Below are 14,294 nucleotides of genomic sequence, written 5' to 3' on the forward strand. Positions count from 1 at the left end.
TTTCACAACTGTCTGAAACCTCGACGGGTATCGGCGCACCGGAAAATGGACACAACCACTCATGCCGAAGCCGCCGGAATGGAACATAGCAGGCTGAATGAGATCCTGCTGGAGAGGATGTCCAGCAGGCCGTTCTTGAGCAAACTGAACATCGACAGTGAGATGGAGAAAACCTGGCGGATGAAGTGGAAGATTCCCGGAGGGGCGCTTGGCAGGTATAGACCGAAGTTTATTGCGGCGTGACATGTAGGTCAGAATTGGATTGTGTGTGCAGTATGGCTGTTGTGGGGGTTTGGTGCAGGCCGGGGGCGGCTGAGGCTGTTTCCACATTCTTTGGGGCATTATCAAAAAAACAGGGGCCATCTCCTGATGAGACAGCCCCCGCGGTAATCTTACTCTGATACAACTAATCCATTCACCCTTAGCGGATTTCCTCAATGAGCAGGGGTGCAGAAGGCTCAACGTTGAACTCCACCCGTCCATCCTGAACGGTAGCAGTTGCGCCGCTGTATGCGTCCCGGAGTTCCAGGCCGTCCTCCCAAAATCCTTCAACGGGGATTTCAAGAGTTCCTTCTCCTCCCAGAACCACCAGCACCCGGTTAAGATCGTGATAGTTCCGGGCAAAGGCGTAATCGGCGTTCTTTACTTCCACCCGGCTGTGCACACCTGCACCCACGGAGATGTTACGCTCCCTGAATTGGCCGAGCTTCTGCCAGTGACGGTGAACTTCCGAATCGGCGTTCTCCCAGGGCTGGGGCGTCCGGGTGCCCTGTCCCGGGTCTCCCACCCGGTAGGTTTGGTACTCCCGGGCAAGTTCATCACCGTAAAAGACCTGTACGGCGCCGGGAACCAGCATAAGCGCAGTTCCAGCTGCTTTCTGCCTCTGGGGTCCGGCGTTTCCTCCGTTTACCCGGTATCCGTTATTGGACAGTCGGGTGTTGTAGAACAGCACAGTATCGTGACTGCTAATGTAGGAAAGCATGTTAAATCCGGGGTCCGAATTGATGGTTCGGGCGTAGCGGGAATAGATTCCGTCCAGTGCCTCCGGGTCCACCGAACCGTCAGCGTTGATTGCCCTGTCGGCATTCATCTGGAACTCGAAGTTAATAAGAGAGTCGAAACCGTTATCAAAATACGCATTTCTCCCCACACCCTGGCCGAACACCTCGCCGGTCATCCAGAATGGAAGATCGTCTAGAGCCTTCTCAGGGTTCTCGGCCTTCCATGCGGCAAGAGCCTCATCCGCGGCATCCGCAAGTTCCTGCCAGGCTTCCAATTCAACATGCTTGGCGGTATCGATTCGAAACCCGTCAATACCGTATTCCCGTACCCATTCGGTGAGCCAGGTAATGAGGTAATCCCGTACTGTCGCATTCGCAAGGGGCTCAACGTCCGAGTTGCCTGCTGCTGCTTTTTCCATGAGGAACGCCGGGGGATCTACGCTCTGGCTGCTTTCGGTCCGGAAATCCGGCAGGAAACCCACACTTGAAGTCAGTTCATCGTCCCCAGGTGCAGGATATCCGGGGATTCCTCCGCGGACCCAATCCGGTCCCCACCAGCGGGCCCAGGCGTCCTGTTGCCCCGAGTAATCGATGTAATCGTGGTGGCTGTGCCAGTTATTATCTTCAGGAACCCAATCCTCGGGGAGGGGTTCGCCCTTCCATCCGCCGAAATCAAATTCCCTCATATCTTTTACACTGTTGTAGCCCGCATGGTTCATTACCACATCCATCACCACGCGGATCCCATTTTCATGGGCTGCATCCATGAAGCGTGCAAAATCTTCCTCGGTTCCCATATTGGCATCGATTCTGGTGAAGTCCAGCGGATAATATCCGTGATAGGCAAAGTGGGCAAAAGAACCGTCTCCACCGCCGACCCATCCATGGATCTGCTCCAGGGGACTGGAGATCCAGAGGGCATTCACTCCTAGATCGGTGAAATATCCTTCTTCTATTTTTTCTGTGAGACCTGCCAGGTCTCCGCCGTGGAATGTTCCCACTTCATCCCCACCGTCCCGAAAACGCCCGTAACTGGTATCGTTCCCGGGGTTGCCATTGGCAAAGCGGTCGATAATTACAAAATATACTGTGGCATTTTCCCAGCTGAACTCGGAAACCTCAGAAGGAGATGCACTCTCCCCCATATAGCTTCCGGGAACATCCAGACTGGTGGTTGCACAGGCCGTCAACAAGAGCGGTATAAGAACCGCGATTAATATAAATTTAATATGTTTCATACTACCCCTTTCTGATGACACCCAGCCTACCCAGTCTGAAGGGAATATGGCAAGAGGCGGAGGGAGGGGAATCTGGAACATTTTCAGAGATAAAGTACAGTATATTCATGTGGAATACGCAAATGCACGAATGATTATACGTATTGAGCTTGATTAATCGGATAATTATTAGAAAGATAGTAATATTATGATAGGCAATCTAGCGCGAAGACTTACATCTCCCAATCCCTCAAAAGAAATTTTCGCCGGCGTCACCACAGCTGTGGTTTCCCTCCCCATGGCAGTAGCCTTCGGAGTTGCCTCCGGTGCAGGAGCCGAAGCAGGCCTGTACGGAGCGGTAGTGGTGGGGTTTTTTGCCGCCATCTTCGGGGGCACCAACACCCTGATCTCAGAACCTACCGGTCCCATGACGGTTCTCATCGCTGCGGTGGTTGTCCGCATGACAGCCCGGTATCCGGAATACGGACTGCCCATGGTGTTCACCGTGGTGATGGTGGCGGGAATTGTACAAATCCTGTTCGGGGTATTCAAACTGGGGAAGTATTTCACCATGATGCCCTACTCGGTGATATCCGGCTTCATGTCCGGTATCGGCCTTTTGCTGGTATTCAACCAACTGCCGGTGCTCCTGGGAGCGGAAAATGCAGCCTCCTCGGTGTACAATGCCCTGTCAAGCATTCCATCTCTTTTGGCAGACCCCTCTCCTGCCGAATGGCTCGTCGGTTTTCTTGCCCTCGCTGTGCTCTTTCTCACCCCCAGGCGCGTGGCACGGAAAATCCCCCCCCAGTTGGTGGCGTTGGTATTGGGCAGCTTAGGGGCCATCATTCTTTTCCCCGGAGGCGATGTACGAAATATTGGAGAGATCGGGGTCGGGTTGCCCAAACTCATAGTACCCCACATCCGCCCATCTGAACTTGTTCAGATTCTCATAGACGGAACGATTCTCGGTGTGCTTGGAGCCATAGACTCCAGCCTTACCGCAATGATCGCCGACAGTCTGACCCGGGAACATCATGACAGCAATCGGGAGCTTGTGGGACAGGGGATCGGGAATATCATGTCCGGGCTCCTGGGCGGGCTACCGGGAGCCGGGGCTACAATGGGTACGGTGGTAAATATTCAAAGCGGTGCCCGAAGTCCCCTTGCAGCGGTAATCAGGTCCCTGGTGGTGGTTCTCTTTGTGTTTGTCCTTGCCCCGGTCATTGGACATGTTCCCCGGGTAGTGCTTGCGGCCATTGCAATTAAAGTGGGATTCAACATTCTTGACTGGAGCTTTCTGGGGCGGGCTCATAAAATCTCCCGAACTGCAACCCTGATTATGTATGCGGTAATGATTCTCACCGTTTTTGTGGATCTTTTGGTTGCCGTGGCAGTGGGGGTGTTCATAGCCAATATTATCACCATAGAACGTCTTTCAGGCCATCCTGCAACCCGGGTCCGCACCATTGACCCCAGTGGTGATCCGGTGGTGGTGAATTCTGTAGAGCAGCAGATCCTGGAGCAGGCGGAGGGGGGAATTATCCTTTTTCATCTCAGCGGTCCCATGATTTTCGGAGTTGCCCAGGCAATCGCCCGGGAGGCAGCAGCCATGGATGAGAATGCGGATGTCCTTTTGGTAGATTTGACCGAGGTTTCGTTTCTCAGCACCACCGTGGCCCTGGGACTGGAAAATCTTATGAATGAAACCCTTGCTGCCGGTAAGACAGTAATTATCAGCGGGGCATCGACTGAGGTAAGGGAAAAACTCCGCAGGACGGGCCTGAAACACGCCAACCTGGATTTTTACCATTCACGGCTGGATGCACTGAAGAGAGGGCTTGAAGCGGCGGGGAAAATGCACTAGGTTGTTTCCTTTATGAATAGAAAGAAACCCTGCAAGAACCCCGGAGTCTTTTCCTTCCATGGTGCCCCCCCACGGGCACTTTTTTTCCTATTGTGTATCCTTTTCCACCCGGGGATTCCCGCTGATACCTCCCCGGTACCGCTTGAGCACAGAGAACAGCCCCGGGAAGCCCCCGCTTTGAGAATTGCGGGAATTCAGCTGGAAATATCCGCAGAACTCTATTCCTCCGAAGCCCATTTTATCCGGGAAATAGATAAAAAGATCACCGAGATCCTGGAACGGGAACCTGCGGACTTACTGGTATTTCCCGAATACACGTCGGCCTTTTTCCCCGCCTTCCAACTACCCGGCCACCGACTCTCGGGAGAACATGCCACCCTTGAAGATATCGCATCCCACATCCGCCGATCCTTCCCCGTTGAATCCATGCAGGAATTTCTAATAGCCTCTTCCAGCAGAGAGTTGCTCGACCGGATATGGGGGGGCTTGACCCGGAAACACTCGGTGGCAATCCTTGCAGGGAGCTACTTCGCCGTCCACACCGGAACCCTGGGCCCGGAACTTCGGAACCGGAGCATTCTCTATAATGCCCGGGGGAAAGGCGTGTACAGTCAGGACAAAGTGTACCTTACCGATTTTGAGCGGAGCATTGTGGGGCTTTCGCCGGGGCGAATGTGGGAGGCCCGGCCCATCGAATTCCGGGGGCATAGCCTGGGGGTGACCATTTGCCGGGACAGCTTTTTCCCCGCCTGGGAGGAACAGTTGGGTAACGTTGATTTTTGGATCGACATTAAAGCAAACGGGACCGAGTATGACGCGGAACAGGCACGGATATTTGCCGACGCCCTGCCGAAGAGAATTCTAGACGGACCCGCAGAACAGGGAATGACGGTATGTCTCACCGGCAACTTTCTTGAGCTTTTCTGGGAAGGTTATTCCAGCGTGATCGCGGAACAAGAAAACGGTGCGCTCCGCTACCTGAGTAAAAGCGACAGTTTCCGCAGCGGGGATGTAATCCGTCATACTCTTGAATAAATGTGAGCAGAGCAAGGGACATCAGTCCCCGGGTAATGAGAACTTCACCTCTGCAACCGAACCCTCATCATTGCACAGCTCGAACTCACCACCCAGCTGTGAAGCCAGACTCTGAACCAGCTCCATTCCGATACCGCTGTAATTCAACCGAAGAATATCTTCAGGATATCCTGACCCGTTATCACGATAGACATAGCGTAACCGGCCATCTTCCAATTGTTCAACGGAAATACGGATGGTGGGGGAGGGCATGCCGTCCTTAAAGGCGTACTTCAGACTGTTGGTAATCAGCTCCACGGTCATCAACCCCAATGATATGGCGGTATTGATGGGAATGTTGATCTTTTCCACATCTTCATAGAACAGGATATTGCTATTCCCGGTGTCCGCAAAACGGAGCACCGCATCCGCCAATCTGGGAAGGTAAAACTGCAGCTCGATGCTGGTAAGCTCTTCATGTTCGTACAATTCCCGGTGAATCAGGGCCATGGAGCGGATTCTGGACTGGATGTCTCTGAGCATAGTTCGCTGACTGCTGTCAGCCACACGGTTCAACTGAAGCTCAATCAGGCCGGTTACCATGTTGAAGTTATTCTTCACCCGGTGATGAATTTCCTTCACGAGCATTTCCCGTTCGCGAATTTGACGCTCCAGGGACAGCTCCGCCTGTTTCCGGTCGTTTATATTGATCACCAGCCCCACCAGCCGGGAAGCTGCACCCTGATCATCATACTCAACGATTCTGCCCCGGTCCCAGTACCAGATATAATTCCCGTCTTTGGTGCGGATTCTGTACTCCGAATCATAGGCGGGGGTCTTCCCCTCCAGATGAAGCTGCATTGCCTGTAGATTCTCCTGAGAATCGTCGGGATGTACCAGCTCCAAAAACGAATCCAGGGTATGGGGAAAACCTGCCGGATCGTAGCCGAGCATGCTTACCTTTGCATCTGAGAAATTCACCTCACCGGTATCTTTTCTCCACTCCCACCATGCCAGCTTTCCCCCGTACAGGGCGGTTTCCATTCGGGCGTTTGCCAACTCCAGTTCAAGATCTTTTTGAGCAAGCTGTTCGTTGATGCTTTTTATCTCCGCATATGCAACCTGGAGCTCTTCGTTGCTTGCCTGAAGCTCTTCATTGGATGTCTCCAATTCTTCATTGGTGGACTGGAGTTCCTCGTTGGTGCTTTGAAGCTCCTCATTCAGGCTTTGCAGCTCTTCATTTGACGTTTCCAGTTCCTCTATATAGTTCTGCAAATTCTGGCGATTTGTGGATAGCTCCAGCTCCAGTTCCTTGATCCGTTCGTTCTCCGGACTCCCGCCGCCGCAACCGGAAAGTCCCTGTATTTCTCCTTGAATATCTAAACGCTCAAACTCGATCAGGTAAAAACTTTGAATCTGTTCGCTGTAGACCAGTGGGCGAATCCTGATCCGTAAAAAATGATCTTCATCTTCCGGGAAATAGCGCTTGAACGGGGTTTCCACCTTCGTATGATTCCGGATTGCCTGAGTCATCAGCTGCTGCAGTTCGGCTTTCAACTCCGGTCTGAGCATATTCATAAATTGATTGGAGAACATTCCTTCCTGCAGCCCCAGATACGCTTCAAGATTTCCTGAAAGCTGAATAAGCTCTATTTTCCCGTTCACAACCGCAAAGGGGTGTCCCAGATCGGCATACAGCGTCTGTTGTATATTGCTCTTTAAATCCACCGGCTCTTCCTGGCTGCTGCCCTGGGTCTGCAGTCTCATGGAACCTGAATGGGAACGGTACAGACTGGAAGGAATAACCGTCTCGTAAACCCGTTGAAACAGCCGGTGTTTCGAATTCAACACCGTGAACAAATCGTTAAACTGCCCGATGGTTTCGCTCTTGCCCAGGAAAAGAATTCCATTGGGGAGCAGGGCATAGTGTAGAATGGGCATGAGCTGACGCTGGGTCTTTTGGGAAAAATATATGAGTAGATTCCTGCAGCTGATCATGTTAAGCCGTAAAAACGGCGGGCTTTCCACCAGATCATGTCGGCTGAATAAAATATTCTGCCGGATATGTTTGCTGATCTGTACGCCCTCTGAGGTCTTTGAAAAGTAGGCGTCCCGGAGTTCTTCAGGAACATTTACCAGACTTTCCCCGGGAAAAATCCCTTTTCTCGCCGTTTCTATGGCGTGTTCATCGATATCAGTTGCAAAAATCTGCACCTTCCTGGAAATTTCCAGCTCATTCATAATATCATCAATGAGTATTGCCAAAGAATACGGCTCTTCGCCGCTGGAGCATCCGGGGACCCACAGCCGAAAACTGTCCTCTTGGGGCAGCTGGAGCAAGGCAGTTTTGAGATGCTCCCGCATCACCTGAAATGTTTCCGGATCCCGAAAAAACTGAGTGACGCCGATTAACAACATCCTGAACAGATTCTGAAGTTCCCCGGGATTATCTTTAATGTGGGTAAGATATTCACCCACATCGGTCTTTCTCAGGGCGAGAATTCTTTTAATAATTCTCCGCCGGATGGTGGTTTCCTTATAGCCCCGAAAATCCACGCCGGTATGCCGTGAGAGTCGATTAATCACCTGTTTGAACTGTTCGTCATTTAAAGCCCGGGGACTCAATTCTTCACTATCCACCGAAAGCAGGGAAGCCAATTCCGTCCCCATTTGATCCGGGCTCAGCACCAAATCCGCCTTGCCCAGCTGAATTGCCGCCTGGGGCATGCCATCGTAACGGGCCGTTTTGGGTTCCTGGGCAATACTGTATCCTCCGGCATCCCGAATTTCCCTCAGGCCGATACCCCCATCCTGGCCGGTTCCTGAGAGAACAATTCCCACAGCATGCTCTTGAAAATCCACCGCCAAAGAATGGAACAGGATGTTAACCGAAGGTTTGGGACCGATGGTATTTACCGGCTTATGGAGATGCAAAACCCCCTGCCGGACAACTGCGTCGTTATCCGGCGGCGTAATATATATGCTATTTGCCTCAATTTCCTCGCCGTCGGAGATCTCCCGTACATCTCTGCTGGTGACCCGGGAGAGAAGATCCCGCAAGCGGCTCTTGTAGCTGGGTGAAAGGTGCTGGGCAATAATAAATGCCGAATGTTTCACATTCTCGGGAATATTGGATAATAATTCCTGAAGTGCTTCCAGACCTCCGGCGGAGGCACCGATTCCTATTACATACTCTGGCTTTTGCATATCCCCCATTATAATTGGCATGTATGAGAGAGTGAACCACAGATTTCACTGCAGCCTAAAAATCATAATCCTCTTTAAATATGGTATCATAATACTCGGGCTTGAAAGATTTCAGTACATATAAAACCCGATAGGTGTTCATCCGGCTGGGCTTCCCGGCTTCCTCCATATGAAAGAACACTTTTCCCGAATACCTGCCTTGATTGTTCCAGCGGCCATCCTTGCGCTGCTTGGCCGTGATAATGTCCAAAGCCTCCCGCATACGCTCATCATATTCCCGTCCCCGTCGGGCAAAATACTCCAGAGCCCGCAGAATATCGTATTTCCAGCGAACGGGATAGGAAAGCAGCAGCATTGCCGGATCGATCACCTCCCCCCGGGACTGGGAGCGGAACAGGTTTTTCCTGAGAATAAATTCTTCTGCCGAATCCACGGCGGAAGCCAGCTCGGCATTCCGGTAAGCCCCTCCCATCGATCTGTATGTATGAAATGCCTCCAAAACAGAAAGCGTGGTATGCAAAGAACTGTGAGCATCTTTTCGATCCCAGTTACAGTTGAAGCCGCCGTCGGGATAACGGGTTTGAAGGATATAGTCGATAATCTCCCTAGCGGATTGGGTGTCCCGACCGCTGTATCCCTGTAACTCCAGCAACATGGCCGCCACACAGAGGTCAACCGGCCGTGTTATTCACCTGCCCTTGCCCTTCCCCCCCTCTTTGAGGGACGTCGGCTGAACATCCCACTGAGTTCTCAGAAGATCATCTACGGCTTTTCTGTAAACCGGATGTTCGGGAGGAATACATAAATCTTTCAGGCTGCGCAGGGTATAGTGGGTGCTGATCCATTTAGGTGAATACCATCCCCCGCCCCACATGCCCGATTTCTCATCATAGTGTTCCAGCAAATCTGCCGCCCAGCCCTCAAACCCAAGGCGCCTCTGAAGAAGCCGAATCTGCACCTGTGGAGCATTCACCAGAAGATCTCTATGAACTAAATATCTAACCGACAGATCGCCCTCAAGAAGCCAATCGAATAACAGCATATATCACCTCAAATTCTGAGTAGTCGTATCAGAATACCATCAATATCAGCGAAATACTAAGGGTAATAGAAGCAGAATCGCCACCAGAGAAATAGCTATCATGGAAACCACTTCCAACACCATCGTAAGCCGCTCTCCCCAGCCAGATGCAAACTTTTCCACCGCAGCGTCCCGGCCCTTAATAAGTGCAATGGTCAACAGGGCCATGCTGATAAACCCGCCCAGGGAAACAGCTGCAACCAGAAGGACAGAATGGGCAACCATATTATTTACCAGACCAAATAGAAATATTACCGTGCTCACCGGACAGGGGATCAAGCCGATGCTGAGGGCCAACATCCATGGAGACCGATTTTCAGAACCGGGTCCATGTTTAGATGATGACGGCCCATGGCTGTGCCCTTCTTCGTGGGAGTGATGATGGTGATGTGCGTGGCCGGAATGTAGCATATGGGAAAAGAGATGCCAGAGGCTGAAAACAATAATAATCGTGTAGCTGATAATCTGGATGACTTCACTGACCCTTCCCTGCAGCTGGGAGAAACTTACGGACAGCAGCCCATAGCCGCCGAAAACCAAAAGAGCCGCCGACAAGCTATCCACCAGATTAATGCCCCCTGCCAGAACCAGCCCCTGCCTTATGGATGCTCTCCGGCTGCCAATATAACTGAAGGTGAAAAGCTTTCCGTGTCCCGGTCCGAGAACATGAAGCATGCCGAAAACTACTGCCAGCAGCAGGCTGAGCAGAGTTTCCATTCCCACCCCTTCCTCTTTTATGGCCATACTGTACTGAGCAATTGCTTTATTGAGGGACCGGGACCAATTCAGAAAAAAATCGGGGAGTGTGTCCGGATAAATCTGGACTTCCGTGGAATCAGAACTGCCGGGGGAACGGAAAGGATCCTGAGCAGATATCCCGGTTCCCGGAACGCCGGCCTGAAGCATTATAATAATAAGAAGTGCAAAGACTGTTCTTTTCAACATTTATCCCTTCTGTGCATATTTCGGATACCAGAGGCTATTTCAAAAATCAGAGATTTAGGAAATGGCCAAGACCTTTAGATAAATAATTCCGTTCTTGTAATAGGAGGATGATTCCGACCCGTTATCCAGCATCTTTCAAAATTCAATATTGACAGTATCTCACCACCCAATATAGTGCAGCGGAGCTGCCATAATGAAGGGTATTCCAAAAGTTTTTCCCTTGACAACAGGTATTACAAAGTAATATTATCAGAATTGTATTATTTAGTAATACCAATTCACTTTACATCCCCCCCTCACTCGCTGTGAGTTTCGGGGATGCATACATGAAAAGGAAGGTTTCACATGAGAGCCAAACTGCAAGTCTTATTGATAATCGCATTTTTACTGTTTCAGCTCTTCAGTGTTCATGCCGCTGGGAATACTGAACAGGCAGAAGAAACAAAGGGTATGATGGGCTATAAGGATATTGAAGGACTTCCGGAAATTCAGGCCATTGAACTGCCTGAGGGGGAGAAACTGAAAGTCACTGCCACCACCAGTATCATCGGAGATATTGTACAAAATATCGCCGGCGACTCAGTGGATCTGGAAATCCTCATGGAACGGGGGGCAAACCCCCATAGCTATGAACCCACCCCCGAAAATGTGGTGCGTCTGGACAACTCGCATATTGTATTTGTGAACGGTCTTTTCCTTGAAGAAGCAGTCATGGACAGCCTGGAGGCGGTGAGCCCCGAATATGTAGTCGCTGTTTCCGCAGGTATTGATATTGACCACGACGATCACGACGATCACGATGACCATGACGATCACGACGACGATCACGACGATGACCATGACGATCACGATGATCACGACGACCACGACGATGACCATGACGATCACGATGATCATGATGACCACGACGATGACGACCATGAAGATCACGATGATCACGACGGGCACAGCCATGCGGGAGGGGATCCCCATTTTTGGATGAATCCTGAGTTTGTTATTCATTGGACTGAAAATATTGAGAGCGTACTCTCTGCAGCTGATCCTGTGAACAGTAGTGAGTATTCAGCCCGGGCCGAGGCTTACCGGGAGAATCTCCGACAGATAAGCAGCGAAATACGGGAAGCTGCACGGCAGATTCCCGCGGATGAGCGCAGGTTTATCAGCGACCATGTGGTTCTTAACTATTTTGCAGAGGAGTACGGACTGGAAATTGCCGGTACCGTAATTCCTTCTCCATCGGATCAGTCTGAGCCTTCTGCCCGGGAGATCAGCAGCCTAATCGAGGAAATTCGCCGGGAGGGCGTTCGCCTGATAGTCTTGGGAGAAACCGCCAGTCGCGGTTTGGTGGAGTTGACCATGAGCGTTGCAGATGAAGCAGGGCCGGATGTTAAAGTCGTGAGGGTTTTGACCGGTTCTTTGGCTGAAGCCGGTCAGCCGGGAGATACGTATCTGGAATATATCCGATTGAATTCCGGGCGGATTATTGAAGGACTCGGCAGCCCGGAATAATCCCGGGGAGCAGAGCCCGATACGCAAAGATCATTACATAACAGCCGCCCCCATGGGATCCATAGGGGCGGCTGCTTTTTCCTGATGTTGTGCGCATATCAGACTGAAGCCAGAAGAGTATCCAGCCTGAATCGGGCGACAATCATCAAAACCAGAGACAACAGCAGAAAACTGCCGCCGATGATCGCCAAAATTGTATTTGTGCGTTTTTTCATTTCCTTTCTCCTTTGACCTGTTGTATCGGTCATATTCAGTTTGAACCCATTTTCAGGTTGTTTCACCGTTCAAATGCCTGCGAAGCATGCCGGCAAACTCATCTGGTTCAATGTTCAGCAGCCTGAGCCGGGAGGATATCCATGGCAGAGCATCCCGGGTGAATTCTTCCCGAAGCCGTGTCCGGGCCGCAGTTTCGGCGCCGGTATGGATGAAGTACCCCACTCCCCGTCGGTTTTCCAGGATTTCCATTTCCTGAAGCATGGCATATGCCCGCTGCACGGTGTTGGGGTTCACCCCCAGTTTAACGGCCATTTCCCGTACCGATGATATTCGCTCTTCCGGGGACCAGGAACCGGATACCACCTGTTCAAGAATATGCTCCACAATTTGTTCATATATGGATGCGCCTTTGCTAAATTTCATCTTGGCCCTCCTCTCAGGCTTCTGTTTCTCTAAGACGCAGCCAACTGAGTGTCCAGAGTCCAAGAATCCACAGAGTGGTGAGTACATGCCTCAGGGTATAGATGAGAACGGGACTGAATCCGAATACTGCAACAAAGAATTGTTCAGGATCATCCCCGGCCTGTTGTTCAATAACCGTCTGCACCTGATTAAACGCATCGGGGTTCTGAAAATAGGGAGCGAAAATCACTCTTCCCGCGAAACCGGAGAGTACCACCAGAGCGAGTGCGAATACCGCCATGGAGAGCAAAACCTTTCCAATGCTGTTTTTTTCGAAATAGACGCTTCCGAAGAGAAACAGTGCATTCACCGGGAGATAAATATAGAGGGTATCCAGCAAAAGTTTTCCCAGTTGTGGGGGGAAATGGGTACCTTCCACTCCAATAATGAGTGCCGCAACATAGAGTACTATGAGGGAGAGAATATAGAGCAGGCTCATCAGAAGCCAGTATCCCAGCGCGGTTACCGCAATTTTTGAGAGCATCTTCTCGAAGGTATATGCAGGCCTGAGCAGATACTCAATGTGTGTGGCGGATCCCCGCTGACGGGTAAAACTGCTGCCGGTGAGGGCAAGCCCGAATATGATGGTAAACAGGCTGTACTCTTCGCCGGAGACCTGCCGTCCGTTGTTCGCCAGCCAGCTCAGCATGGAGATGGCCATAAAGATACCGAATATGCCCAGGGCCGATACCAGAGCTTTTTTTCCGTTTTCACCGATTTCAAGACCGATGAGACGCGCAATGCGCTCAACGCTGTGTTGTACAGGATTCATTAGGACCTCCCTTCGATTTTGCTGCGCACCAGGGGCGCGTTGTCGGTAACTGCCTGAAAAAACAGTTCAAGATCTATATCATCCGAACCGTCAGGGGCAGTACTTCTGGGAACCAGGGCGGTAACGCCGCCAACTGCGGGCTGCCATGCCAGAGCAGCGGTGGGAAGCTGTTTCTCTTCATACCAAGACATGGCCAAACCCTCGGCAATGGCACCCATATCGCCCTGGAAAACCACTTCGCCATTGTCCAGGATGATGACCGGATCGATAATATTCTGAACATCCCGTACCTGATGGGTGGATATTATGAAGCTCCTTTGGGCATCGGCCTGTTCTGCCAGAAGCTGACGGAACTTCTGCTTGGATGGAATGTCCAGACCATTGGTGGGTTCATCCATAATCACCGCCGCAGTATTACTGGCAAGAGCAACCGCCAACAGACACTTTTTCTTCTGCCCCAGAGACATGGCTTTCATGGATTTTCCCCGTTCAATATCCAATTCGGATGCAAAGCGCTCCAGATCCTGCATACTGAAATCGGGGTAGAAACCTCCTAAAATGGCACTGTACGCGTCCAGACTTAAATCTGGGACGGCAATTTCTTCCGGAATGAACGACAGTTTGTTCAGTGATTCCGGATGGCGTACTGCAGCCTGTCTGCCGAACAGGCTGATCTCCCCTCCCTGGGGAAAGAGCAGACCTGAAGCCAGTTTGAGCATGGTTGTTTTCCCGGCACCGTTTTTTCCCAGCAGTCCGTAGATTCCCGGTTCGCCAATGTTGAAATCAAGATTGGAAAACAGGGGAGCATTCTTTTTGTACCCGAATGCAACTTCTTTCATGTGAATCATCACGACCTCCAATTATTAAAATCCTCTGTATTGGTGTACCACTTGTGTAGTACACTGTTACACTAATAAAGAGAGCGCATTCTGTCAACTGTTTTTTTCATTCGGAGACATTTTTTCTCACCCTGTATGGGGAGGGGGCAATCAGTTGGTTGGTTTTC

Annotated in this window: 12 protein-coding genes; 4 read left to right on the forward strand and 8 right to left on the reverse strand. The window is 51.2% G+C overall.

Features of this window, described 5'->3' with window-relative positions:
- Positions 1-243, forward strand: a 243-nt coding sequence (locus tag AC52PS_RS13380) for a hypothetical protein (protein ID WP_495563576.1), incomplete at its 5' end; no start/stop codon positions are given.
- A 178-nt stretch (positions 244-421) separates the two neighbouring features.
- Here AC52PS_RS13380 and AC52PS_RS13385 read toward each other — a convergent pair.
- On the reverse strand, positions 422-2,239 hold the full coding sequence (locus AC52PS_RS13385; RefSeq protein WP_495563577.1) for an alpha-amylase family glycosyl hydrolase: 1,818 nt from the start codon (positions 2,237-2,239) through the stop codon (positions 422-424).
- 187 nt (positions 2,240-2,426) lie between these two features.
- Here AC52PS_RS13385 and AC52PS_RS13390 point away from each other — a divergent pair, with 187 nt between their 5' ends.
- Positions 2,427-4,082: a SulP family inorganic anion transporter gene (locus AC52PS_RS13390; protein ID WP_495563578.1), complete on the forward strand. Its 1,656-nt coding sequence runs from the start codon at positions 2,427-2,429 to the stop codon at positions 4,080-4,082.
- Between the two features lie 12 nt (positions 4,083-4,094).
- Positions 4,095-5,117 (forward strand): nitrilase-related carbon-nitrogen hydrolase, encoded by a 1,023-nt coding sequence (locus AC52PS_RS13395; RefSeq protein ID WP_495563579.1) that lies wholly within the window; start codon positions 4,095-4,097, stop codon positions 5,115-5,117.
- 21 nt (positions 5,118-5,138) lie between these two features.
- Here the strand turns inward: AC52PS_RS13395 and AC52PS_RS13400 are convergent, their stop codons facing one another.
- The 4 genes from AC52PS_RS13400 to AC52PS_RS13415 are packed head-to-tail and all read right to left on the reverse strand — an operon-like array spanning position 5,139 to position 10,329.
- Complete coding sequence (locus tag AC52PS_RS13400) at positions 5,139-8,303, reverse strand: CheR family methyltransferase (protein WP_495563580.1); 3,165 nt, start codon at positions 8,301-8,303, stop codon at positions 5,139-5,141.
- A gap of 55 nt (positions 8,304-8,358) precedes the next feature.
- Positions 8,359-8,958 (reverse strand): prenyltransferase/squalene oxidase repeat-containing protein, encoded by a 600-nt coding sequence (locus tag AC52PS_RS13405; RefSeq protein ID WP_495563581.1) that lies wholly within the window; start codon positions 8,956-8,958, stop codon positions 8,359-8,361.
- 33 nt (positions 8,959-8,991) lie between these two features.
- Positions 8,992-9,345, reverse strand: coding sequence for a hypothetical protein (locus AC52PS_RS13410; protein ID WP_495563582.1), 354 nt, complete (start codon positions 9,343-9,345; stop codon positions 8,992-8,994).
- Between the two features lie 45 nt (positions 9,346-9,390).
- Complete coding sequence (locus AC52PS_RS13415) at positions 9,391-10,329, reverse strand: nickel/cobalt transporter (RefSeq protein WP_495563583.1); 939 nt, start codon at positions 10,327-10,329, stop codon at positions 9,391-9,393.
- A gap of 345 nt (positions 10,330-10,674) precedes the next feature.
- Here AC52PS_RS13415 and AC52PS_RS13420 point away from each other — a divergent pair, with 345 nt between their 5' ends.
- Positions 10,675-11,838 carry a metal ABC transporter substrate-binding protein gene (locus AC52PS_RS13420; RefSeq protein ID WP_495563584.1) on the forward strand — a complete coding sequence of 388 codons (1,164 nt, stop codon included), beginning with the start codon at positions 10,675-10,677 and terminating at the stop codon, positions 11,836-11,838.
- Between the two features lie 267 nt (positions 11,839-12,105).
- Here AC52PS_RS13420 and AC52PS_RS13425 read toward each other — a convergent pair whose 3' ends face one another.
- The 3 genes from AC52PS_RS13425 to AC52PS_RS13435 are packed head-to-tail and all read right to left on the reverse strand — an operon-like array spanning position 12,106 to position 14,136.
- Positions 12,106-12,477, reverse strand: a complete 372-nt coding sequence (locus AC52PS_RS13425; protein ID WP_495563585.1) for a GntR family transcriptional regulator — start codon at positions 12,475-12,477, stop codon at positions 12,106-12,108.
- Between the two features lie 13 nt (positions 12,478-12,490).
- Positions 12,491-13,288, reverse strand: coding sequence for a hypothetical protein (locus AC52PS_RS13430; RefSeq protein ID WP_495563586.1), 798 nt, complete (start codon positions 13,286-13,288; stop codon positions 12,491-12,493).
- Positions 13,288-14,136 (reverse strand): ATP-binding cassette domain-containing protein, encoded by an 849-nt coding sequence (locus tag AC52PS_RS13435; protein ID WP_495563587.1) that lies wholly within the window; start codon positions 14,134-14,136, stop codon positions 13,288-13,290. Before AC52PS_RS13435 ends, AC52PS_RS13430 begins: the two co-directional genes overlap by 1 nt.
- Between the last annotated feature and the right edge of the window lie 158 nt (positions 14,137-14,294).

The sequence above is a fragment of the Salinispira sp. genome (assembly GCF_059431795.1).

Bases quoted from the DNA above. Each gene is read 5' to 3' on its own strand.
- AC52PS_RS13385 (WP_495563577.1), bottom strand. From the start codon at position 2,239: ATGAAACATATTAAATTTATATTAATCGCGGTTCTTATACCGCTCTTG.
- AC52PS_RS13390 (WP_495563578.1), top strand. From the start codon at position 2,427: ATGATAGGCAATCTAGCGCGAAGACTTACATCTCCCAATCCCTCAAAA.
- AC52PS_RS13395 (WP_495563579.1), top strand. From the start codon at position 4,095: ATGAATAGAAAGAAACCCTGCAAGAACCCCGGAGTCTTTTCCTTCCAT.
- AC52PS_RS13400 (WP_495563580.1), bottom strand. From the start codon at position 8,303: ATGCAAAAGCCAGAGTATGTAATAGGAATCGGTGCCTCCGCCGGAGGT.
- AC52PS_RS13405 (WP_495563581.1), bottom strand. From the start codon at position 8,958: ATGTTGCTGGAGTTACAGGGATACAGCGGTCGGGACACCCAATCCGCT.
- AC52PS_RS13410 (WP_495563582.1), bottom strand. From the start codon at position 9,345: ATGCTGTTATTCGATTGGCTTCTTGAGGGCGATCTGTCGGTTAGATAT.
- AC52PS_RS13415 (WP_495563583.1), bottom strand. From the start codon at position 10,329: ATGTTGAAAAGAACAGTCTTTGCACTTCTTATTATTATAATGCTTCAG.
- AC52PS_RS13420 (WP_495563584.1), top strand. From the start codon at position 10,675: ATGAGAGCCAAACTGCAAGTCTTATTGATAATCGCATTTTTACTGTTT.
- AC52PS_RS13425 (WP_495563585.1), bottom strand. From the start codon at position 12,477: ATGAAATTTAGCAAAGGCGCATCCATATATGAACAAATTGTGGAGCAT.
- AC52PS_RS13430 (WP_495563586.1), bottom strand. From the start codon at position 13,288: ATGAATCCTGTACAACACAGCGTTGAGCGCATTGCGCGTCTCATCGGT.
- AC52PS_RS13435 (WP_495563587.1), bottom strand. From the start codon at position 14,136: ATGATTCACATGAAAGAAGTTGCATTCGGGTACAAAAAGAATGCTCCC.